This window comes from Streptomyces sp. AK08-02, assembly GCF_033795085.1.
Taxonomy (GTDB): Bacteria; Actinomycetota; Actinomycetes; order Streptomycetales; family Streptomycetaceae; genus Streptomyces; species Streptomyces echiniscabiei.
This window is the reverse complement of record NZ_JARAZV010000001.1, coordinates 176766-198227: the sequence shown is the minus strand read 5'-3', so window position 1 is coordinate 198227 and position 21462 is coordinate 176766. Positions and strand designations below refer to the sequence as shown.

Genomic DNA, 21462 nt, shown 5'->3' with positions numbered 1-21462 from the left:
TGTGCACTGTGCAGGGCCGACCCATGGAGTCGGGGTGGAGCGTGATGTGGGGGCCGATCAGCTGTCGAGCGCCGTGGTGAGCGTGTCCACGACGCGTTGTTGCTGTTCGGGGCTTATCTGGGGGAAGAGCGGCAGCGACAGGATCCGGTCCGCCGCCTTCTCGGCGTGGGGGAAGTCGCCCCGGGCGTGGCCGAGATGGCGGTACGCCTCGGTGAGGTGGACGGGAGCGGGGTAGTGCACCCCGGCGCCGATGCCCTCCGCGTTGAGCTTGCCCACGAGGTCGTCGCGGTCCGTGCCGGAGACCTGGACGACGTACAGGTGCCAGACGTGCAGGTTGCCCGCGGCGGTGGCCGGAAGCACGACGCGCCCGGCGGCCGCCAGGTCGGCGAGCAGCTCGTCGTAGCGGGCCGCCGCCGACCGCCGGGCCGCGTTGCCGTCCGCGAGCCGCGCCAGTTTCGCCCGCAGGACGACGGCCTGCAGCCCGTCCAGCCGGCTGTTGAACCCGGGGACGTCGTGGCGGTACTTGGCGACGCCGCCGTGGTTGGCGATGGCGCGGATCAGGTCGGCCGACTCCTCGTCGTCGGTGAGGACCGCGCCCGCGTCTCCGTAGGCGCCGAGGTTCTTGCCCGGGTAGAAGCTGGTCGCGGCGATCCCGCCGCTGCCCGGTGACCGGCCGTCGCGGGTGGCGCCCTGGCACTGGGCGGCGTCCTCGACGACCCGTACGTGGTCGGGCAGTCGGGCGGCCAGGTGTGTCACTTCGGCCATCTGCCCGTACAGGTGCACCGGCACGACCGCGCGGGTGGCGGGGCCGACCGCGTCGAGGGCGGCCTGCGGGTCGAGCAGGTAGGTGTCGGGCAGACAGTCGGCGAGGACGGGTCGTGCGCCGATCCTGGCCACCGCGCCCGCGGTGGCGATGAAGGTGTTGGCGGGTATGACGACCTCGTCGCCGGGCCCGACCCCGCTCGCGCGCAGGGCGAGTTCGACGGCGTCGGTGCCGTTGGCGACGCCCACGCAGTGCGCGACACCGCCGAAGTCGGCGTACTCGCGCTCGAAGGCCCGCACCTCGTCGCCGCCGATGAACGCGGTGTTGGCCAGGACTCGTTCGAATCCGGCCCGTACCTCGTCGGCGACCTCCTCGTGGGCCGCTCTCAGGTCCACAAGCGGTATCTGGTTCATCTCAGCGGTCCCCCCACTGTTGTTCGTGTCGCGAGTTCGTCGAGCGCGGGCGCCGCCGCCTCGCGCAGCCGCCGGGCCGGGCTCCCCACCCAGACCTCGCCCGGCGGCACATCGCCGAGCACGGCACTTCCCATCCCGATCAGCGACCAGGCGCCGATCACCGTGCCCTCCCTGACCAGGGCACCGGAGCCCACATAGGCGCCCCGTTCCAGCCGCACTCCCCCGCCCAGCCGGACGCCGGAGGTGATCGTAGCGAAGTCCTCGACCACGTCGTCATGGGTGAGGACGGCCTGTGGCATCACCGCGACATGCGCGCCCACCCGCACAGCGGCGGTCAGGACACAGTGCGCGAGCAGCACCGAGCCCGGGCCGACCTCCGAGGTCGCCGACACCGACGCCGTCGGGTGGATCACCGTGGCGTAGCGGTCGGCGGGCAGACCGAGCCTGCGGACCAGCCGGGCGCGGGCCGCGTAGTCCCGGGGATTGCCGACGCAGATCACGACCCGTGCCTCGGGCAGGTCGTGGACCAGGTCGCAGCCGCCGAGTACGGGCACACCGTCCACCTCGGTGCCGTGCAGGTCGGAGTTGTCGTCGAGGTGCCCGAGCAGCTCGATGTCACCCGCGTCCCGTACGGCCTGGGCGGTCTCCCGGGCGAAGCCGCCCGCGCCGATGATCAGCAGTCCGCTCATCTTCGGGCCTGTTCACGCAGCGCCGCCACGACGCGGTCCTGCTGGGCCTCGGTCAGCGTGTGGAACAGCGGGAGGATCAGCGAATCCCGGCTGATCCGCTCGGTCACCGGCAGCGGTGCGCTCGGGTGGCCCTCGTAGGCCGGTTCGAGGTGCGAGGCCATGATTCCGCGCCGGGCGGAGACACCGGCGTCGGCGAGCGCGCCGAGCAGGTCGTCCCGGCCGACGGGGAAGTCCTCGTCCAGCAGCACCCAGTAGGACTGGAAGTTGCTCTGCCCGTGCTCGGGGTCACGTACGGGGGTGAGGCCCGGGACGTCCCGCAGCAACGCGTCGTAGCGGGCCGCCAGTTCACGGCGGCGGGCGATCATCGCGTCGAGTTTGCCGAGCTGGACGAGGCCGATGGCGGCCTGGACGTCCGTCATCCGGTAGTTGTAGCCGACCTCGAGGTAGCTCTCCAGGACCGGCTTGTTGCTCGAATGGCGTTCGGCGGCCGAGGCGTTCATGCCGTGCTCGCGCAGCCGGCGCAGGCGTACCGCCCACTCGGCGTCGTCGGTGGTGATCATGCCGCCCTCGCCGGTGGTGACGAGCTTGCGGGGGTGGAAGGACCAGGCGGCGATCAGCGCGCCCTGTCCGACGGGCTTGCCGCCGACGGTCGAGCCGATGGCGCAGGCCGCGTCCTCGACGAGCGGCAGATCCCAGTCGGCGCAGGCGGCGCGCAGGCTGTGCACGTCGGCCGGTACGCCGCCCTGGTGGACGGCGAGGACGGCCTTGGTGCGGGGGGTGCGGACCGCGTCCACGGTGGCCGTGGTCAGGTTGCCGGTGGCGGGGTCGACGTCGGCGAACACGGGTTCGGCGCCGACGTAGCGCACGGCGTTGGCGGTGGCGATGAACGACAGCGACGGCACCACGACCTCGTCGCCGGGTCCGAGGCCGAGCGCGACGAGCGCCAGGTGCAGGGCGGTGGTGCAGGAGCTGACGGCGATGCCGTGCTCGGCGCCCACCCGCTCGGCGAAGGCCTGCTCGAACGCGGCGGCCCGCGGGCCCTGGGCGACCCACCCCGACAGCACGGCGTCGGAGGCGGCCCTGGCCTCCTCCTCGCCGAGCCAGGGGATCATCACCGGGATGCGGTCGGTGCTCACTTGGCGGCCTCCGCTGCGGCGGCGTCGGCGACGCGCTCGGCACGCCACCACTCCACCAGGTCCCTGAGCCCGGTACGCATGTCGATCCGCGCCGTGAAGCCGAGCCGCTCTGCGGCCTGACTGGTGTCGGCGAGCCGCCGGACCACCCCGTTCACCGCGCGGGCGGGCCCGTGCTCCGGCTCCAGGCCGGACGCGCCCATGGCCTCCAGCAGGCCGTCGGCGAGCTGGCGCAGCGAGGTCTCCGTGCCGCTGGCGACGTTGAACACCTCGTCCGTCACATCCGACTCGGCGGCCAGCACATTGGCTCTGGCGATGTCCCGGACGTCGACGAAGTCCATGGTCTGGGTGCCGTCGCCGAGGATCAGCGGCGGCTCGCCCGCCTCGATGCGTTCCATCCAGCGGATGAGCACCTCGGTGTAGAGGCCGTGGATGTCCATCCGCGGGCCGTAGACGTTGAAGTAGCGCAGCGCCACGTAGTCCAGTCCGTACATGGCGTGGAAGCTGCGCAGCATGCCCTCGTTGAAGGCCTTCGCCGCGCCGTAGAACGTGTCGTTGTTGTACGCGTGGTGCCGCTCGGTCGTCGGGAAGGTCTCGGCCATGCCGTAGACGGACGCCGAGGACGAGGCGATCACCTTGCCCACTCCGGCCTCGGCCGCCGCCTCCAGGACGTTGAAGGTGCCGTCGACCATGACCTCGTTGGCCAGCCGGGGCTCCTGCGCGCACTGGGTGATTCGGATCGCGGCGAGATGGAACACCAGGTCGGCGCCCTCGGTGACCTTCCGTACGGTGGCGGCGTCCCGGATGTCACCCTCGACGACCTCCACGACCCCGCTGGGCATGGCTTTGGCGAGGTTGGCTCTCCGGCCCCGGACGAAGTTGTCCAGCACCACGATCTCGCGGGCGCCGCCCTCCGCCAGGAGGTCGACAAGGTTGGAGCCGATGGTGCCGGCTCCCCCGGTGACCAGGATCTTCTTGCCTCGTACGCTGCTCAACTGCCCTGCCCTCTCAGTGATGGTGACCGTCAACGGCCGGCACGCAGGCCGACGACCGCGCCCTTGAACTCCAGGCTCCGGGACGCCGCCTCGAGAATGTCCAGCACCCGCAGGCCCGCCCGGCCGTCGGTCAGCGGCGCCCGGCGCTGTCTGATCGCGTCGCCGAACTCGTCGACCATGCTGCGCAGCGCCTCTTTCTCGCCGATGGCGGGCGCGACCATGTCTCCGGAGCGGTACGAGACGAGCATGTCCCGGCGTTCGTCCGCGCCGATCTCCTGGGGCGCGGACAGGTCCACACCCCGGTCGAAGATCGCCACGCGCTGGGCGGGGTTGAGGTCGTCCCAGATCAGCGTGCGTTTGGCGCCGCCCACCATGGTGGTGCGGACCTTGGTCGGGGACAGCCAGTTGACGTGTACGTGGGCGATGGCCCCCGTGTTGAGCTGGAGTGTCAGGTAGGCGACGCAGGCCTGTCCGGCACCGATCGGGTCGGCCCCGTGGGCGGCGACGGCGACCGGCTCGACGTTGTCGGGGAGGATGAAGTCCAGGATCGACAGGTCGTGCGGGGCGAGGTCCCACATGACGTCGATGTCCTTCTGGACGAGCCCCAGGTTGATGCGCACCGAGTCGACGAAGTGGATCTCGCCGAGTTCCCCGGAGCGGACCAGTTCCCGGATGCGGCCGACAGCGGGCGTGTAGCAGTAGGTGTGGTCGCACATCAGGGTGAGGCCGCGCTCCTCCGCCTCGGTGACCAGCCGCACCCCGTCGGCGTAGGTCGCCGCGAGGGGCTTCTCCACGAGGACGTGCTTTCCGGCGCGCAGGGCGGCCAGGGCGATGTCGAGGTGGGTGCCGGCGGGCGTGGCCACAGCGACGGCGTCCACGGAGGGGTCGCCGAGGACGGCCGCGTAGTCCGCGGTGGCCTGGACGGTCGAGTAACCGCCGAGGACCCGCTGGGCCCGGTCCACGTCGAGGTCGCACAGCCAGCGCAGCCGGAACTGCTCGCTGGCCTGGAAGTTGCGTACGAGGTTGGGGCCCCAGTAGCCCGCCCCGACGACCGCGATCCCCAACGGCTCCGTGGTCTGCGTCACTTGGCTCTTCTTCCCTCGGTCCATCAGTAGGCCCCCGTTCCGCGCACCACAACGGACCCGGTGCGCGCCAGAATCTCCAGGTCGAGTCCCATCGACCAGTTGTCCACGTATCCCAGATCGAGCCGGACCGCCTCGTCCCAGGGCAGGTCCGAGCGGCCGCTGACCTGCCACAGCCCGGTGAGGCCGGGCTTGACGAGCAGCCGGCGCTTGACCTCCGGCGTGTACTCCTCGACCTCCTCCGGCAGCGGCGGGCGGGGGCCGACGAGCGACATGTGGCCGCTGACCACGTTGATGAGCTGCGGCAGTTCGTCGATCGACGTCCGCCGCAGCACCGAACCCACCCGGGTGATCCGCGGGTCCTCCTTCACCTTGAACAGCAGACCGTCGCTGTTCTCGTTGAGGTGCTCCAGTTCCGCCCGGAGGGACTCCGAGTCCGGCCGCATGGTGCGGAACTTGAACATGGTGAAGTGGTCGCCGTACCGGCCCACCCGCCGCTGCCTGAACAGGGTCGACCCGCTGCTGTCCAGCCGGACGATCAGGGCGATCAGCAGCATGGGCAGCGCGAGGAGCACCAGGAGCACCGCCGCGAGCGACCGGTCGAGGAGCTCCTTGGGCAGCCGGGAGATCCGGGTCAGCTTCGGTGCCTGTATCCGCATCAACGGCACCCCGTTGGTGGGGCGTACCGCCAGCCGGGACGCGGACACGTCGGTCAGTACGGGGGCCAGCAGGAAGTCGACGCCCTGTACGGCCGCGGTCCATGACATCCGGCGCAGGACGGAGGCATCGGCCTCGGGGACCGGCAGTGCGACCACGGTGCTGATGCCCATGACCCGGACGACGTCGTCCATGTCGCCGACGCCGCCGAGGACGGGAAGCCCCAGCGCGTGGATCTCCGCCCGGTTCTTCGGATCGCTCAGGCACACCCCGGCGACCTGCAGTTCCTGTGCGCCGCCGCGACGGAGTACGGAGACCAGCTCCACGACGCCGCGAGAGGGCCCGACCAGGAGTGTCGTGCTCCGGTCCCGGCCCCGCGCCCATCTTCGGTGCAGTCGGCGGCGGAGTGCGTATCTGACCGGCAGGGCGATCACGACAGCCGGCACGGTGGCCATGATCATGTCATGGAGGAGCCCCTCGTCGTGCGCGAACACATAGTGCGCGACCGCGGCCAGCGCCGGGAGCACGAGGGCCCCACGAAGCACCCGTCGGTACTCCTCGGTTCCCAGACCCAGGGCGGTGCGGTCGTAGGAGCGGTGGGCGATCATGACGACGATCCACATCGGAGGCAGCACCAGAGCCACCGCCCAGCGGCCGTACACCGCGTGGATCAGGATGGCCGCGACAACGGCGGCAAGGCCGTCCGCGACCAACAGAACGATCCGGTATTTGCGATCCCAACGTCTTCGGCGAGCTTCCGGAGTTCTGCGTTCCGCAACCAGTTGCTCATGCGTGACCTCAATGGCCATGCTCCCCCCACCACATGCGCGGCTACCCCCCGATCGAAGTGCCCTCCACACAGCGACACTGGAAAGCGAGGGAGCGTCAGCGGTTCCCCAACCGCCTCATGCCCCCCAGCATGCTTTTCCTACAAGTTCAAATTCGTGCAAAAAGCCGCACCGTGACATGTAGTCAAGGACAAGTTCCCCACCCAAACCGGTCCGGCGGCACTCAATCTAGACCACCAAACGCAGTGACGGGAACGGTTGAACGAAACACACATCGCATTAGTGACACTGACGGCATACTGCCCACGTGACGAGCATCGTGATACCGGCCCACAACGAGGCACGAGTCATCGGCCGACTCCTCGATTCGCTGCTGGCCGACCTTCCCGAGGACGAGACCGACATCGTGGTCGTATGCAACGGCTGCACGGACGACACCGCGGGAATCGCGGCCGCGTACGGACCGCGCGTCCGGGTGGTCGAGATCCCCACCCCCTCGAAGCACGCCGCTCTGCGGGCGGGCGACGACCACGCCCGCGGCTTCCCCCGCCTCTACGTGGACGCCGACGTCGTGCTCACGGGGGCTGACGTACGGGCGCTGACGGAGCCCCTGGACGACGACACCTCCGACATCCTCGCCACCGCCCCCGACCGGCGGATCCCGCTGGCCGGCTGCGCCTGGCGGGTCCGCGCCTACTACCGGGTGTGGCAGCGGCTCCCCGCCGTCCGGGAGGGACTGTTCGGCCGGGGCGTCATCGCGGTCTCCAAGGCCGGGCACACCAGGATCGCCGCGCTGCCGCCGCTGATGGCGGACGATCTGGCCGCCTCCCTCGCCTTCACCCCGCGGGAGCGGCTCGTGGTCGACGGCGCCGCTGTCGTGGTCCACCCGCCGCGCACCTGGCCGGACCTGATGAGACGGCGCGTCCGGGCCGCGGTGTCCACCGCCCAGGTGGAACAGCACCAGGCACCGGAGGAAGCCTCGGCGCGCACGAGCGTGGCGGATCTGAAAGCCCTGGTCCGCAGGGATCCGAAGCTCCTGCCCAGTGTCGTAGTCTTCGTCGCGGCAGCGGTCGCCGCCCGGCGGGGGGCCAGAAAGGCCATCCGGGCACAGGACTTCGGCACCTGGCTACGGGACGAGAGCAGCCGGCAGAACTGAGCACCGCACCTGGAGTTCTCGATCATGTATCTCACCGACCGTTCCGCCCCCGCACGGGCGGACACCGAACAGGGCCGAAGACGTGGCCCGGGGCGCGGGGTCGCCCCGGTGGTGCTCGTGCTGGGCTCGGTCAGCCTGATAACCGACATCTCCTCGGAGATGGTCACCGCCGTTCTGCCGCTCTACCTCGTCACCACGCTCGGCTTCACCCCGCTGGTGTTCGGCACCCTCGACGGTGTCTACAACGGCGTCAGCGCGCTGGTCCAGCTCACCGGCGGCCACATCGCCGACCGGGTGCGCAACCACAAGCTGATGGCCGGGCTCGGGTACGGTCTGTCCGCACTGTGCAAGCCACTGCTTCTGCTCGTGAGCAGCATCGGCGCCCTCGGCACCGTCCTCGCCCTGGACCGGACCGGCAAGGGCCTGCGCACCGCCCCGCGCGACGCCATGATCTCCCTGTCCACGCCTCCCGAGCGGCAGGGCCGCGCCTTCGGCGTGCACCGGGCGATGGACACCACGGGCGCGATGCTGGGCCCGCTGGCCGCCTTCTTCATCCTGCGCGCGGCGACCGACGGCTACGACGCCGTGTTCGGCGTGAGCGCGTGCGTCGCCGTACTCGGTGTGCTCGTACTGGTGCTGTTCGTACCGGGCAGACGGCGCGACACTCCCGCGGACGAAGCGGGCTCGGCCGACGACAAGCCGCCCGTGCGCGTACGCGAGGCGCTGGCCCTGCTGCGGATTCCCCGGCTGCGGGCACTCGCCCTCTGCGCGGCACTCCTCGGTCTGACGACGGTCAGCGACGCCTTCGTCTACCTGCTCCTGCAACGGCGGGCGGGCATCGCCGACGAGTGGTTCCCACTGCTGCCGCTGGGCACCGCCGCCGTGTTCCTGCTGCTGGCCGTGCCCTTCGGCGCGCTGGCCGACCGGGTCGGGCGCCGCACCGTGTTCCTCGCCGGGCACGTCGGTCTGCTCACCGGCTACGGCCTCCTGCTGTGGGCCCCCGCCACGCCGGCCCTGCCCTTCCTCGTCCTCGCTCTGCACGGCGTGTTCTACGCGGCCACCGACGGCGTGCTGCCGGCCGCCCTCGCCGACGTCGTGCCCGAACAACTGCGCGCCAGCGGCCTCGCCATCGTCGGGACCAGCCAGGCGCTGGCCCGGTTCTGCTGCTCCCTCGCCTTCGGCGCCGCCTGGACGGTGTGGGGCGACGGTCCCGCGCTGGCCGGATCGGCGGTCGGTCTGCTGTGCTGCGCGGTCGTCGCGGCCATGGTGCTGCGGCCGGCCGGTGAGACCCGATGACCACCACAGCCACGATGCCCCAAGGATCCGGATGACCTCGCTGCGCCGCCGCCTGCTCGTACTCGTCGCGGGAGTGCTGGTCCTCGCGGGCGTGGGAACCGGTGTGGTCCTGCACGCCGCCGACCGCGCCGACCGGGCGAACCGGTCGCAGCCGGGCGGGCCCGCCGTCAGTACGGGCAAACTCACACTCGACCAGAAGAGCCGCCTGACGTTCGTCAACGCGGCCGCCGGCCCGCACCGCACCGCGGTCGCCTCGGTCCCGTCCGCCGACCCCGGCGCCGGCCGGACCGCCTCGGACCTGAAGTGCGCGCGCTTCTACGCGGCGGCCGGCACCGGCGTCTGTCTCCAGTCCGTCCCCGGGGTCCTCAAGCAGAGCAACCGCGCCCTGCTTCTGGACGCGAACCTGCGCACCGTACGCACCTACCCGCTCGCGGGCGCCCCCAGCCGGGCCCGGGTCTCCCCCAGTGGCCGTTTCGTCGCCTGGACCGTCTTCGTCTCCGGCGAGTCCTACGCGTCCGCCTTCTTCTCCACCCGGACCTCGGTCCTGGACACCCGCACCATGAAACTGACGCCCAGCCTGGAGACGTTCTCCGTCGTGCTGGACGGCAAGCCGTACCGCGCCTCGGACATCAACTTCTGGGGCGTCACCTTCGCCTCCGACGACGACACCTTCTACGCCACCCTCAACACCGGCAACAAGACCTATCTGGTGCGCGGTTCGCTCTCGGAGCGCAAGGTCACCACCCTGATCGAGAACGTGGAGTGCCCCTCGCTCTCGCCGGACGGGACGCGTGTCGCCTTCAAGAAGCGGGTCCTGTCCCGTACGGCCCTCTGGCACGAGTACGTCCTCGACCTCGGCACCCTCAAGGAGACGGCGCTCGCCGAACGCCACAGCGTCGACGACCAGGCCACCTGGCTCGACAACAGGACGATCGCCTACGCCCTGCCCACCAACGGCAAGGTCGGCAGCAGCGACCTGTGGACGGTACCCGCGAACGGCACGGGCAGCCCCCGCCTGCTGATCGCGGGGGCCTCGTCCCCGGCGCCCCTGTAGCCGGCGAAGGGCGGGAACGCCCGGGTCCGATCCCGCTCAGCCCAGGAAACTCAGTCGAACCTGACGGTTGGCGTTGTCCTTGTTCGTGTCCACCAGACACACCGACTGCCAAGTCCCCAGCTCCAGTCGCCCGCCCAGCACCGGCAGCGTGGCATGTGGTGGGACCAGGGCCGGCAGGACGTGGTCGCGGCCGTGGCCGGGGGTGCCGTGGCGGTGCTGCCAGCGGTCGTCGGCGGGAAGCAGGGTGTGCAGCGCGGCGAGGAGGTCGCTGTCGCTGCCCGCACCCGTCTCGATGACCGCGACTCCGGCGGTGGCATGCGGGACGAAGACGTTGAGGAGACCGTCCCGGCCGTCGGCCACCTCCCTCAGAAACATCTCGCAGTCATGGGTGAGGTCGACGATCGCCTCCCGGCTGCCGGAGACGATGTTCAGGACCTGAGTGGTGAAGGCATGGGACATGCCTCCCATCATCACCCGCCGACCGGGCGCCGCCCGGCCCCGCTTCCACCACTTGACACCAGCGGTCCATTCCGCGAGACACCATTGACCGTGGTCACGTCACCTGGCTACTTTCAGCGGCATGTTGCGTTCAGCCATGCTCACCACGCGCGGTCACATCGACCTGCTGCGGGTGGCCTCCGCCGCGTGTCGCCGCGGCTGCTGACGCCTTCTCCTCCTCCTTTCACGCCCGCCTGGGCGCCGCCCCACCCGCACGTCCGGGATCCTTTCTGATCCGCTCCGGACGCGGCGGCGCCGAGGCACACCTCCTCCCCGGTCGCTCACCTCCTCGTGGAGCACTCATGAGCATCAGCCATGCCCCGCCCGGCTCCCCCAAGCCCGATATATCGACTGAATCGGGTTCCGCTTCGTCCGAACCCGACCGCGGTCACACCGACAGCGGCGTCGGCGGCGACACCGGGCGCGCCCTCCCCGACCTCGAACCCATCGTCCCCAGCTCCACACGCCGTACCCGCGTCCCCCGCTGGCTGCGCCGCACCTCCGGCCCCCTCCTGCTCCTGGCGCTCTGGCAGGTCCTCTGCAGCACGGGCGTGTTGACCGCCGACATCCTCGCCTCCCCGGAGCGCATCGCCGAGGTCGGCAGTGATCTGATCGCCGACGGTTCGCTGGGCAACGCGATGGGCACCTCCCTCCAGCGGGTGGCCCTCGGGCTGCTCCTCGGCACCGTCATCGGCACCGGACTCGCCCTCGTGTCCGGCCTGTTCCGGGTCGGTGAGGACCTCGTCGACGCGCCTGTCCAGATGCTCAGGACCGTGCCGTTCGTCGGTCTGATCCCGCTCTTCATCATCTGGTTCGGCATCGGCGAGGCCCCGAAGATCGCGATCATCACCCTCGGCGTGACCTTCCCGCTCTACCTCAACGTCTACGCCGGGATCCGAGGCGTGGACGCCCAGTTGATCGAGGCCGGGGAGTCGCTCGGACTGTCCCGGTGGGGACTGGTCCGGCACGTCGTCCTGCCGGGCGCGCTGCCCGGGGCGATGACCGGCCTGCGCTACTCCCTCGGCATCGCCTGGCTGGCCCTCGTCTTCGCCGAGCAGATCAACGCGGACGCCGGCATCGGCTTCCTCATGGTGCAGGCGCGGGACTTCCTGCGGACCGACGTGATCGTGGTCTGCCTCATCGTCTACGCGTTCCTCGGCCTGCTGGCCGACTTCGTCGTCCGCTCCCTCGAAAGGCTGCTGCTGCAATGGCGACCCACGTTCACCGGACGCTGACCACACCGACCGTCCGGGTCGACGGACTGACCCGGTCCTTCGACGGCCGCGCCGTCATCGACGACCTGCGACTCGACGTCCGGCCTGGCGAGTTCGTGGCCCTGCTCGGCCGCAGCGGCTGCGGCAAGTCCACACTCCTGCGTATCCTCGCCGGCCTCGACCGCGACATCTCGGGCACCGTCCTGGTTCCGCGCCACAAGGCCGTCGCCTTCCAGGCACCCCGGCTGATGCCGTGGAAGAAGGTGTGGCGCAACGTCCTGCTCGGGCTGCCCGGCAAGCCCGGACGCGAGGTCGCCGAGCAGGCGCTCACCGAGGTCGGCCTCAGCCATCGCTCCGACGCCTGGCCCAAGACGCTGTCCGGCGGCGAGGCCCAACGCGCCTCACTGGCACGGGCGTTGGTTCGCGAGCCCGATCTCCTGCTGCTCGACGAGCCGTTCGGGGCGCTGGACGCGCTCACCCGCATCAAGGCTCAGCGGCTGGTCGGCGAACTCTGGCAACGCAGGGGCTGCGCCGTCCTCTTGGTGACGCACGACGTCGAGGAGGCGGTACTGCTCGCCGACCGCGTCCTGGTGATGGACGAGGGTGTCATCGCGTACGAGACGACGGTCGACCTGGACCGTCCGCGCGACATCACCGACCCACGATTCGCCGAACTGCGCGCCCGGCTCCTCGAACGCCTGGGCGTCGACACCGCCGCCGAAGCCGCCTGATCCGTCGAATACGCGCAACACCCCTCCGCTGCGCCTGATTCGCCCCCTCACCGCATAGAAACGATCGGAACGAACCACCATGCGACGACACCTCGTCACCGCCGCTCTGCTCCTGCCCCTCGCCCTTCTCGCCTCGGCCTGCGGCGGGAGCTCGGCCGCCGACTCCTCCATCGGCTCGGGCAGCGGTACGGACGGCAAGGGGTCCATCACGCTCGACGTCGGTGACCAGAAGGGCGGTTCGGAGGCCGTGCTGCGGGCCGCCGGGGAACTCAAGAACCTGAACTACAAGATCAAGTGGTCCACCTTCACCTCAGGACCGCCCCTTCTCGAAGCCGTGAACGCCAAGGCCGTCGACATCGGCAGCGTCGGCAACACCCCGCCGGTCTTCGCGGCCGGCGCCGGTTCCCACATCACCGTCGTGGGCGCCCTGCGCGGCGGATCCAAGGGCGAGGCCATCCTCGTGCCCAGGAACTCGAAGCTCAGGAGCGCCGCCGACCTCAAGGGCAGGTCCGTTGCCGTGGCGCAGGGTTCCTCCGCGCACTACCAGCTGATCGCCTCCCTCAAGCAGGCCGGGCTCACCCTCGACGACATCAAGGTCAAGTACCTCCAGCCGGCCGACGCGCTGGCCGCGTACACCAGCGGCAGCGTCGACGCGTGGGCGGTGTGGGACCCGTACACCTCACAGATCCTCAAGGGCGGACAGGGGCGCGTCCTGGCCGACGGCGAGGGTGTGGTCAACGGGCTCAACTTCCAGGTGGCGGCGCCCTCCGCGCTGGGGGACAGCAAGAAGGCGGCAGCCATCAAGGACTTCGTGGAGCGACTGCGGCGCGCTCAGGACTGGGTGTACGCGCACCCCGACGCGTGGGCCAAGGTGTGGGCGAAGGACACCGGGCTGCCGTACGAGGTGGCGCTCGCGTCGGTGAACCGGTCCAACGCGACCCGCGTCCCGGTGGCGATCGACGACGCGCTCGTCGCCTCCGAGCAGCGCATCGCCGACACGTTCACGGGCCTCAAGCTCATTCCGAACAAGGTCGACTTCGCGAAGTACGTGGACCGGCGCTTCAACGACGACCTGCCCCCGTCCACCACCGCGCCGCGCCCCAGCAAGGAGTCGTGACCGCGCGACGACCATCCGTCCGACCGGGGTCGGGAAGATCCTCGCCCCTCCCCCGGTTGGTAGAAGCGTGAACAACACCGGGATTCGTGATGGCGTACGAGAAGTCGATGTCGTCGTCATAGGCGCTGGTCAGGCCGGTCTGTCCAGCGCTTATCACCTGCAGCGCACCGGTTTCGTGCCGGAGCGTGACTTCGTGGTGCTCGATCACGCCCCGCGTCCCGGTGGCGCCTGGCAGTTCCGCTGGCCGTCGCTCACCTACGGCAAGGTGCACGGGATGCACGCGCTGCCCGGCATGGAGCTGACGGACGCCGATCCGGCGCGGCCGTCCGCCCAGGTCATCGGCGAGTACTTCGACAGCTACGAGCGCGCGTTCGGTCTGCGGGTGCGCCGGCCCGTGGAGGTACGGGCGGTGCGCGAGGACGGCGGGGACGGACGGCTGCTCGTCGAGACCTCGGACGGCGACTGGTCCGCGCGGGCGCTGATCAACGCCACCGGCACCTGGGACCGGCCGTTCTGGCCGCGCTATCCGGGCCAGGAGACCTTCCGTGGACGGCAGTTGCACACCGCGCAGTACCCCGGGCCCGAGGAGTTCGCGGGACAACGGGTGGTCGTCGTGGGCGGTGGCGCGTCCGGTACCCAGCATCTGATGGAGATCGCTCCGTACGCCGCCGCGACCACCTGGGTGACCCGGCGTCCGCCGGTCTTCCGTGAGGGACCCTTCACGGAGGAGTTCGGGCGGGAGGCCGTCGCGCTCGTCGAGGAGCGGGTACGCCAGGGTCTGCCGCCGAAGAGCGTCGTGTCGGTGACCGGACTGCCCCTGAACGACGCGATCCGGCAGGCGCTCACCGACGGCGTCCTCGACCGGCGGCCCATGTTCGACCGGATCACCCCGGACGGGGTCGAGTGGGCCGACGGAGAGCGTGTCGATGCGGATGTGATCCTCTGGGCGACCGGATTCAGGGCCGCGATCGACCATCTGGCCCCGCTCAGACTGCGCGAGCCCGGCGGCGGCATCCGTGTCGAGGGGACACGCGCTGTCGCCGATCCGCGCGTCCATCTCGTCGGCTACGGCCCGTCGGCGAGCACGATCGGCGCCAACCGGGCCGGCCGGGCAGCCGTACGGGACATCAGGCGGCTGCTCGACCAGGAGCCGGCCGCTGTCTGACGTCCCGTACGACTACGCGGCCCGGATCATCTGGCGGGCAGTCCGCTCTGTTGCCCCTGACCCGGGCTCTGCCGACCTGGGCTCTGCTGACTCTTCTGGTTCTTCTGGTGCTGGTTGAACTCGGCGACGTTGCGCTGGTGTTCGGCGTAGTCGGCCGTGAAGCGGGTGTCACCCGGTTTGACGGTGACGAAGTACAGCCAGTCGCCCGGAGCGGGGTTGATGGCGGCGCGCATCGCCTCCTCGCCGGGGTTGGCGATCGGCGTGGGGGGCAGGCCCATGCGCTGGTAGGAGTTGTACGGACTGTTCAGTCGGGTGTCGTTCGCCGTCGTCCTGAGCGTGGACCTGTTCAGCGCGTAGTTGATCGTGGAGTCCATCTGGAGGGGCATCCCGCGTTCGAGCCGGTTGAAGACGACCCTGGCCACCTTCCCCATGTCCTGCCTGGTGGCGGCCTCGGCCTGGACGATGCTCGCGATGGTGACGGCCTGGTAGACATTCATGGCGTTGCGCTGCGCGCCGGCGGTGATGGGCGGACCGCCGAACCTCTGGTTGGCGGTGTCGACCATGGCCGACAGCAGGGATTCCGGGGTGGCCTTCTCCTTCAGCGGATACGTCGCCGGGAAGAGATAGCCCTCGGGGTTGCCCTCGGCGTCGCCCGGCAGTTTCAGCCGGGCCTTGCCGAGCGACTTCCTCGTGCTTCCGGCCGGCAGGGCGAGAGCCTTGTCGACCGCCTCGTACACCTGCATGGAGCGCCAGCCCTCGGGGATGAGGAGGGAGGTCGGCCGGGGGTCCCCTTCGCTGTCGACGCTCAGCAGCGGCACCGCCACGGCGGTGGCCGCGACGACGGCGCCGGTCGCGATGAGGAGGGCCCGGCCACGGCGCGTCAGGCGAATCGTGCTCCGTGACGGAGTGTTCATCTGCATGCGGGCACGGTAACCCGCAAAGAGTCACAAACCGGGCATATCTTCATCTTGTCCGACCACTGGTGTCACCCGGTCGGCTCCAGCTGGGCATCCCGGCGGACGAGCGCCGCGTACCGCCCGTCCCGCCGCAGCAGCTCCTCGTGCGTACCCCGTTCGACCGCGTGCCCGGAGTCCAGGACCACGATCTGGTCGGCGCCCCGGATGGTGGACAGCCGGTGGGCGATGGTGAGTGTGGTGCGGTTGGCCGACAGGGCGTCGATGGCTTCCTGGACGGCGTGTTCGGTGCGGGTGTCCAGGGCGCTGGTCGCCTCGTCAAGGATGAGGACGGGCGGGTCGCGCAGGATCGTACGGGCGATGGCGAGGCGCTGCTTCTCGCCACCGGAGAAGCGGTGGCCGCGTTCGCCGACGACCGTGTCGTACCCGTCGGGCAGGGACGAGATGTGGTCGTGGATCTGGGCCGCGCGCGCCGCCGCGTGCAACTCCTCGTCGGTGGCGTCGGGTTTGGCGAAGCGCAGGTTGTCGGCGACCGTGGCGTGGAAGAGGTACGTCTCCTGGGAGACGACGCCGACCGCGCGGGCGAGCGTGTCGAAGTCGAGGTCGCGGACGTCGACGCCGTCGATGGTGACCCGGCCGCCCGTCACGTCGTACAGCCGGGGCACGAGGTGGCCCAGCGTGGACTTGCCGGCGCCGGTCGGGCCGACGATCGCCAGGCTGCCGCCCGCCGGGACGGTGATGTCGACGCCGTCGAGAATCGGGCGGCTCTTGTCGTCGTACCGGAACTCGACGCCCTCCAGCCGGACTTCGCCCTTGACCGTGTCGAGGTGGACCGGATTCTCCGGTTCGGTGATGTCGATGGGCAGGTCGAGGTACTCGAAGATGCGCTGGAAGAGCGCCAGCGAGGCCTGGAGCTGGACTCCGGTGCTCAGCAGGCTGACGGCCGGCCGGAACAGTCCCTGCTGGAGCGAGACGAAGGCGACGAGCGTGCCGATCGAGACGGACGGGCCGCCGAACTGGAGGGCGAGGCCCGCGGTCCAGTAGATGACGGCGGGCATGGCGGACATGACGATGCCGATGACGGCCATCCGCCAGCGACCGGCCATGCTGGAGCGCACTTCGAGGTCGACGAGGCCCTCGGACTCCTCGGCGAACGAACGGGTGAGCGAGTCGGAGCGGCCCATCGTTCGGCCGAGCAGAATGCCGCTGACCGACAGCGACTCGGTGACCGTGGCGGCCATCGCGGCCATCTGCTTCTGCCGCTGGGTGGTGATCCGCTTGCGTTCGTTGCCGACGCGGCGGCTGATCCAGACGAACACCGGCAGTAGGAGAAGCGAGACGGCGGTCAGTCGCCAGTCGAGGGCGATCATCGCGACGATCGTGGCGACGACGCTGGTGAAGTTGGAGACCAGGGAGGTCGCGGTGGAGGTGACGGTGGCCTGCATACCGCCGATGTCGTTGGCGATGCGGGACTGGACCTCGCCCGTGCGGGTGCGGGTGAAGAAGGCGAGCGACATGTTCTGCAGGCGGCCGTAGACGGCTGTGCGCAGATCGTGCATGACGCGCTGGCCCACGGTCGTGGAGATCAGCGTCTGCAGCACACCGAGGACACCGCCGAGGACGGCGCTGACGATCATGCCGAGGGCGAGCAGACTGAGCAGTCCGGTGCGGCCTTCGGGGATCGCGACGTCGAGGGTCTCCTTCAGGAGGAAGGGGGTCGCGACGGACACGAGGGACGCGGCGGCCACCAACAGGCCGACCACGGCGAGTCGGCCGCGGTAGGGGCGGAAGAGTTTCAGGATGCGGCGGACCTGGCGCGGCTGCTCCGCCGAGTCGGCGGAGGGGGTCCAGGTGGATTGTTCGGGCTTCATGGGCTCCTTCGGGAGAACCGGCGACGAAGACGACTGCCGGAGCTTAGCTCATTGTTACCTATACTCACAATGAACTGCATCCTGATATTGTTCCCGTATGAGTTCCCCCGACGCCGACGGTCCGCTCGCCGACCAGTTGCTGAGCCTGACCCGCCGTCTGCACCGCATCCACAAACACCAGCTGGAACAGCGCGGAGTCGGCATCACCCCGGCCCAGTCCCGGCTGCTGCGCAGCCTCTCGCACCACCTCCAGCGCCATGGCACTCCGCCCCGGATGGCCGATCTGGCGGAGCATCTGGAGGTCGTACCCCGGGCGGTGACGACGCTGGTGGACGCACTGGAGGCGAGCGGCAGGGTGCGCCGGGTGCCCGATCCCGACAACCGTCGGGTCATCCGGATCGAACTCACGGACGACGGACGAAAGGCGCTGAGCGAGTTGCGCGGAGCCCGCAGGGCGGCGGCGGAGGAGATTCTGGCGCCACTGACGAACGAACAGCGGACGGTACTGGGGGGACTGCTGGACACGCTGACGGACGGCGTCGGCGCGCCGCCCGAGCGCCACTGCTGACATGGATACGGGCCGTGGGTCTTCTCCGGTGACCACCGGAGAAGACCCACGGCCCGTATCAGCGGGACAGGTCAGCTCGCGGGTTCCTTCACGTGGTCGACGTCGGACGCCTCGGCCTCCGCGCCGTTCTCATCGTCCTCAGCCTCTTCGGTGATCACGATTTCCCGGTCCAGCACCTTCCTCGCGCGCTCCAGGTCCAGGGCGCCCTCCCAGCGGGAGACCGCGAAGACGGCGACGCAGTTGCCGAGCAGGTTCGTGACGACGCGCATCGAGTCCATGATGCGGTCGACGCCGAGGAGCAGGGCGACGGCTCCGGCCGGGATGGCGCCGAGCGAGGAGGCGGTCGCGGACAGGGCGAGGAAGGCCGAACCGGGAATGCCGGCCATGCCCTTGCTGGTGAGCATGAGCACCAGGACCACGGTGATCTGCTGGCCGAGGCTGAGGTCCACACCCACGGCCTGGGCGATGAACAGGGTGCCGATGGAGAGATAGAGCGAGGCGCCGTCGAGGTTGAAGGAGTACCCGGTGGGCAGCACCAGCCCCACGGCGTCGTCGCGGGCACCGGCCTTGCGCAGCTTCAGCATCACGCGGGGCATCACGGACTCGGTGGACGCGGTGCCCAGCGCGAGGAGCATCTCCTCACGGATGTAGCGGAGGAACTTCCAGAGGCTGAGCCCGGTGACCATCTTGAGGGCGACGGCCAGCAGCGCGACGAAGAGCGCGGCAGCCGCGTAGCAGAGGATGATCAACTTGGCGTAGGTCTCGATCACGCCGAGTCCGTACTGCCCGATCAGGACGGCCATCGCGCCGAACACGGCGATCGGGGCGAGGCGCATGATGAAGCCGACGACCGCGAAGATGATCTCCTGGGCCTGCTCGACGGCGGGCAGCACCTTCGGCACCTTGGTGTGGCCGAGATGGAGCAGTGCGGCACCCACCAGACAGGCCAGGATCAGCACCTGGAGGAGTTCGTTCTCGGCGAAGGCGCCGATGAAGCTGGTGGGTATGGCGTTGACGATGAACTCGGTCGTGGAGGGCAGTGAGCCGCCGCCCGTCTTCGCGTCGACCGCCGAGGTGTCGAGCGTGGACGGGTCGACGTTCATCCCCGAGCCGGGCTGCACGAGGTTGGCGGCGAGCAGCCCGATGATCAGGGCGAGCGTGCTCGCCACCTCGAACCAGATCAGGGCCTTGAGCCCGATGCGGCCGAACGCCTTGAGGTCTCCGGCCTTGGCGATGCCGACGACGACCACGCAGAACACGAGCGGCGAGATGATCGTCTTGATGAGCCGGGTGAAACCGTCGCCGAGCGGCTTGAGATCCGTGGCCACGTCGGGCCACAGCTTCCCGACGACGATGCCGAGCACGAGCGCGCAGGCAACCTGCGCGAACAGTGAGGTACGCAGTATGCGTGCGACGCGTCGCGGCAGGGACGGTACGGACTGCGGCACGAGCACTCCTCCAAGAAGTTTCTGGGATGCGGAAAACTGCTTCCGCGTCGCACACTATTGATCAGCTGTTCGCGCCGTCTGCGACCTGCGTATGACGGCCGTGTAAATCATCGGCCGCCACCACAGCACGCTCACCGCACTGTCAGCAGCGGTCGCGGTCCTCCGTGAGCACCCCCTGCACGGTCACCAGCGCACGGTCGTGACATCCCGCCGAGCCGTACAGCCGGTAGCGCTCGCTCGTCGTCCCGACGGCGTGACGCTGGTCGCGCGGCACGTTCGCCGTAAACGTCGCGTCGCCCGTGTACGCGTCGTCGAGCCACGACCACGCCGTACGCCGGCCCGCCGAGGTCTCGGTGACGGCCTCCCGGTCGCCCAGTGTCAGCACGGTCCGCAGCCGGTCGCCCGCGCCGAGCGTGGTCGTGCCGTCCATCGTGTACGTCCGGGCCGTGCGGGTCGTTCCGGCCGGCCCGCGCCCGTCGACGGTGACGTTCTCGGCGTCCGTCCAGGTGGCGGTGAGGCCGTCGGTGTTCTCGCCGTCGGTCCAGCGGTGCGTGGAGGTGTTGGTGAGGGCACGGCTGACGGTGGTGACGACCCGGCCGTGCGAGGTGTCGACGTACCCGGCGACGGTCAGACGGTGCGCACCGTCGGTGTCGAGGCGGTGTTGCCGGTCGGCCGAACCGGGGGTGTACGTGGAGGAGTTTACGAGGTCACCCGCGCGGTGGGCGATGAGTCGTCCGGTCACCCGAGCACGCTCGGTGTCCTGCCAGACGAGGACGTTGACGGGGGTGCTCCAGCCCGCCTGCCCCTGTGGGACGCCCACGACGGAGACCTCCACGTCGTGCGGACGGCCGTCGTTGAGAAGCCCGGCGAACGGTGTCAGATCGTATTCGATCGGTTTGATGTCGAAGGCGCGCGGTCCCGGGATCACGTACCAGAGAAAGGGGTTGGACCAGCCGCCTGTCCACACGGTCGGGAACGGGGCGGCGATTCCGGCCAGTTGGCCGTCGACCTTGATCTGCACCTCGCGGTACGGGCCACCCGCCGCCTTGCAGGAGTAGGGAGCGGCGTCCGGGACCGTGAGGTACCAGTACTCCTCGCAGCCGCCGCCGGACCCCGTCGCGTACACCTCGGCGACGATGCGTTCACTGTTGCGCGGGGTGGTGAGGGTGCCGTCGCGGAGGGTGAGAACGCGGTCGGGAGTGTCCTGTGCGGCGGGTGTGCCCGCGTAGAACGTCAGCGTGACCCTGATGTCGAGGATGCCGGTGTAGGTGTCGTCGACAACGTTGCCGATGAGCATCTCGACGGGCTGGGCCCTGCGCAGGGTGTCGCTGTAGCGCGTCACGTCCTTCTCGACGGACCAGGAGATCCCGTCGGGCGAGGGCTGCGGAGTGGAGGTCCGGAGGACTTCGACGCCGCCGATGTGGAGATAGCCGAGGCGGTCGTACTGACGGCCCTTCACCTTGCCGTCCATCCGGAGCACGACCTTGCTCCAGTTCGCGCCGCAGCCGCTCGGGGGCGTGTACGTGCCCTCGAAGGGCGTGAAGTCCTTGAACCGGGCCTCCGCGACGGTGACTTCGCAGGAAGTCCGGCCGGCCGGCCGGGTGACGGGTGGCGCGGCGGTGACCGGGTCGTGCCAGTCGGTGCCGAACTCGGCGGGAACGTCGACCGGGCGGGCGGCCGCCGCCACAGCGGCGGCGGACTGGGCGGGACCCGCCCCGAGGAGGGTGCCGGCCAGAAGGGTCGCTCCGGCAAGCATGGACATGAAGATCCGGCTTCTCATGGCCGGTGTTCTACGGCCAGTCGGCCCCGTACGGCAATGAGGCGAACAACCGCCAATCGGGCCGAATCCACGCCTCTCGCCGGAAAACCGTTTGCCTCCGAGCACTGTGTGACGCGAACCTTTCACGGCC

20 protein-coding genes are annotated in these 21462 nt (G+C 70.1%); 9 read left to right on the top strand and 11 right to left on the bottom strand.

Features of this window, described 5'->3' with window-relative positions:
• Positions 1-57 precede the first annotated feature (57 nt).
• From PV734_RS00840 to PV734_RS00815, 6 genes are read right to left on the bottom strand one after another with little or no spacing between them, the layout of a single operon-like run.
• Entirely contained in the window at positions 58-1176 is a 1119-nt protein-coding gene (locus PV734_RS00840; RefSeq protein ID WP_319288500.1) for a DegT/DnrJ/EryC1/StrS family aminotransferase, read from the bottom strand.
• Positions 1173-1865 carry an acetyltransferase gene (locus tag PV734_RS00835; protein ID WP_319091528.1) on the bottom strand — a complete coding sequence of 231 codons (693 nt, stop codon included), beginning with the start codon at positions 1863-1865 and terminating at the stop codon, positions 1173-1175. Before PV734_RS00835 ends, PV734_RS00840 begins: the two co-directional genes overlap by 4 nt.
• Complete coding sequence (locus PV734_RS00830) at positions 1862-3001, bottom strand: DegT/DnrJ/EryC1/StrS family aminotransferase (protein WP_319091527.1); 1140 nt, start codon at positions 2999-3001, stop codon at positions 1862-1864. The genes PV734_RS00835 and PV734_RS00830 overlap by 4 nt, the downstream gene beginning before the upstream one ends.
• On the bottom strand, positions 2998-3993 hold the full coding sequence (locus PV734_RS00825; RefSeq protein WP_319091526.1) for an NAD-dependent epimerase/dehydratase family protein: 996 nt from the start codon (positions 3991-3993) through the stop codon (positions 2998-3000). Before PV734_RS00825 ends, PV734_RS00830 begins: the two co-directional genes overlap by 4 nt.
• Before the next feature lie 29 nt (positions 3994-4022).
• The gene (locus PV734_RS00820) at positions 4023-5078 is read right to left on the bottom strand and encodes a Gfo/Idh/MocA family oxidoreductase (protein WP_319288499.1); all 1056 of its coding nucleotides are present in this window, start codon (positions 5076-5078) and stop codon (positions 4023-4025) included.
• Between the two features lie 23 nt (positions 5079-5101).
• Positions 5102-6445, bottom strand: coding sequence for a sugar transferase (locus PV734_RS00815; protein WP_319091524.1), 1344 nt, complete (start codon positions 6443-6445; stop codon positions 5102-5104).
• A 382-nt stretch (positions 6446-6827) separates the two neighbouring features.
• Between PV734_RS00815 and PV734_RS00810 the strand changes: the two genes are divergently transcribed.
• The 3 genes from PV734_RS00810 to PV734_RS00800 are packed head-to-tail and all read left to right on the top strand — an operon-like array spanning position 6828 to position 10026.
• The gene (locus PV734_RS00810; RefSeq protein WP_319091523.1) at positions 6828-7676 is read left to right on the top strand and encodes a glycosyltransferase family 2 protein; all 849 of its coding nucleotides are present in this window, start codon (positions 6828-6830) and stop codon (positions 7674-7676) included.
• A 24-nt stretch (positions 7677-7700) separates the two neighbouring features.
• The gene (locus PV734_RS00805; protein ID WP_319091522.1) at positions 7701-8972 is read left to right on the top strand and encodes an MFS transporter; all 1272 of its coding nucleotides are present in this window, start codon (positions 7701-7703) and stop codon (positions 8970-8972) included.
• 31 nt (positions 8973-9003) lie between these two features.
• Positions 9004-10026 carry a TolB-like translocation protein gene (locus PV734_RS00800; RefSeq protein WP_319091521.1) on the top strand — a complete coding sequence of 341 codons (1023 nt, stop codon included), beginning with the start codon at positions 9004-9006 and terminating at the stop codon, positions 10024-10026.
• Between the two features lie 36 nt (positions 10027-10062).
• Here PV734_RS00800 and PV734_RS00795 read toward each other — a convergent pair whose 3' ends face one another.
• Positions 10063-10485, bottom strand: coding sequence for a secondary thiamine-phosphate synthase enzyme YjbQ (locus tag PV734_RS00795; RefSeq protein ID WP_319091520.1), 423 nt, complete (start codon positions 10483-10485; stop codon positions 10063-10065).
• Between the two features lie 121 nt (positions 10486-10606).
• On the opposite strand from PV734_RS00795, the gene PV734_RS45750 reads away from it, so the two are divergent.
• The 5 genes from PV734_RS45750 to PV734_RS00775 all read left to right on the top strand — a co-directional run bounded on the left by PV734_RS45750 (position 10607) and on the right by PV734_RS00775 (position 14751).
• On the top strand, positions 10607-10690 hold the full coding sequence (locus PV734_RS45750) for a putative leader peptide (RefSeq protein WP_351276907.1): 84 nt from the start codon (positions 10607-10609) through the stop codon (positions 10688-10690).
• A gap of 136 nt (positions 10691-10826) precedes the next feature.
• Positions 10827-11759 (top strand): ABC transporter permease, encoded by a 933-nt coding sequence (locus PV734_RS00790; RefSeq protein ID WP_319091519.1) that lies wholly within the window; start codon positions 10827-10829, stop codon positions 11757-11759.
• Positions 11732-12469, top strand: coding sequence for an ABC transporter ATP-binding protein (locus PV734_RS00785; RefSeq protein ID WP_319288498.1), 738 nt, complete (start codon positions 11732-11734; stop codon positions 12467-12469). The genes PV734_RS00790 and PV734_RS00785 overlap by 28 nt, the downstream gene beginning before the upstream one ends.
• Positions 12470-12548: 79 nt before the next feature.
• Positions 12549-13586: an ABC transporter substrate-binding protein gene (locus tag PV734_RS00780; protein WP_319288497.1), complete on the top strand. Its 1038-nt coding sequence runs from the start codon at positions 12549-12551 to the stop codon at positions 13584-13586.
• 67 nt (positions 13587-13653) lie between these two features.
• A complete protein-coding gene (locus PV734_RS00775; protein WP_319288496.1) occupies positions 13654-14751 on the top strand; it encodes an NAD(P)-binding domain-containing protein in 1098 nt (365 codons plus the stop codon).
• Positions 14752-14777: 26 nt separating this feature from the next.
• Here the strand turns inward: PV734_RS00775 and mltG are convergent, their stop codons facing one another.
• Positions 14778-15671, bottom strand: a complete 894-nt coding sequence (mltG, locus tag PV734_RS00770) for an endolytic transglycosylase MltG (RefSeq protein ID WP_319091515.1) — start codon at positions 15669-15671, stop codon at positions 14778-14780.
• Positions 15672-15736: 65 nt separating this feature from the next.
• On the bottom strand, positions 15737-17536 hold the full coding sequence (locus tag PV734_RS00765; RefSeq protein WP_319091514.1) for an ABC transporter ATP-binding protein: 1800 nt from the start codon (positions 17534-17536) through the stop codon (positions 15737-15739).
• 97 nt (positions 17537-17633) lie between these two features.
• On the opposite strand from PV734_RS00765, the gene PV734_RS00760 reads away from it, so the two are divergent.
• On the top strand, positions 17634-18104 hold the full coding sequence (locus PV734_RS00760; RefSeq protein ID WP_319091513.1) for a MarR family transcriptional regulator: 471 nt from the start codon (positions 17634-17636) through the stop codon (positions 18102-18104).
• A gap of 71 nt (positions 18105-18175) precedes the next feature.
• Here PV734_RS00760 and PV734_RS00755 read toward each other — a convergent pair whose 3' ends face one another.
• Positions 18176-19552 (bottom strand): cation:dicarboxylate symporter family transporter, encoded by a 1377-nt coding sequence (locus tag PV734_RS00755; RefSeq protein WP_319091512.1) that lies wholly within the window; start codon positions 19550-19552, stop codon positions 18176-18178.
• Between the two features lie 142 nt (positions 19553-19694).
• The gene (locus PV734_RS00750) at positions 19695-21332 is read right to left on the bottom strand and encodes a peptide-N4-asparagine amidase (protein ID WP_319091511.1); all 1638 of its coding nucleotides are present in this window, start codon (positions 21330-21332) and stop codon (positions 19695-19697) included.
• Positions 21333-21462 lie beyond the last annotated feature (130 nt).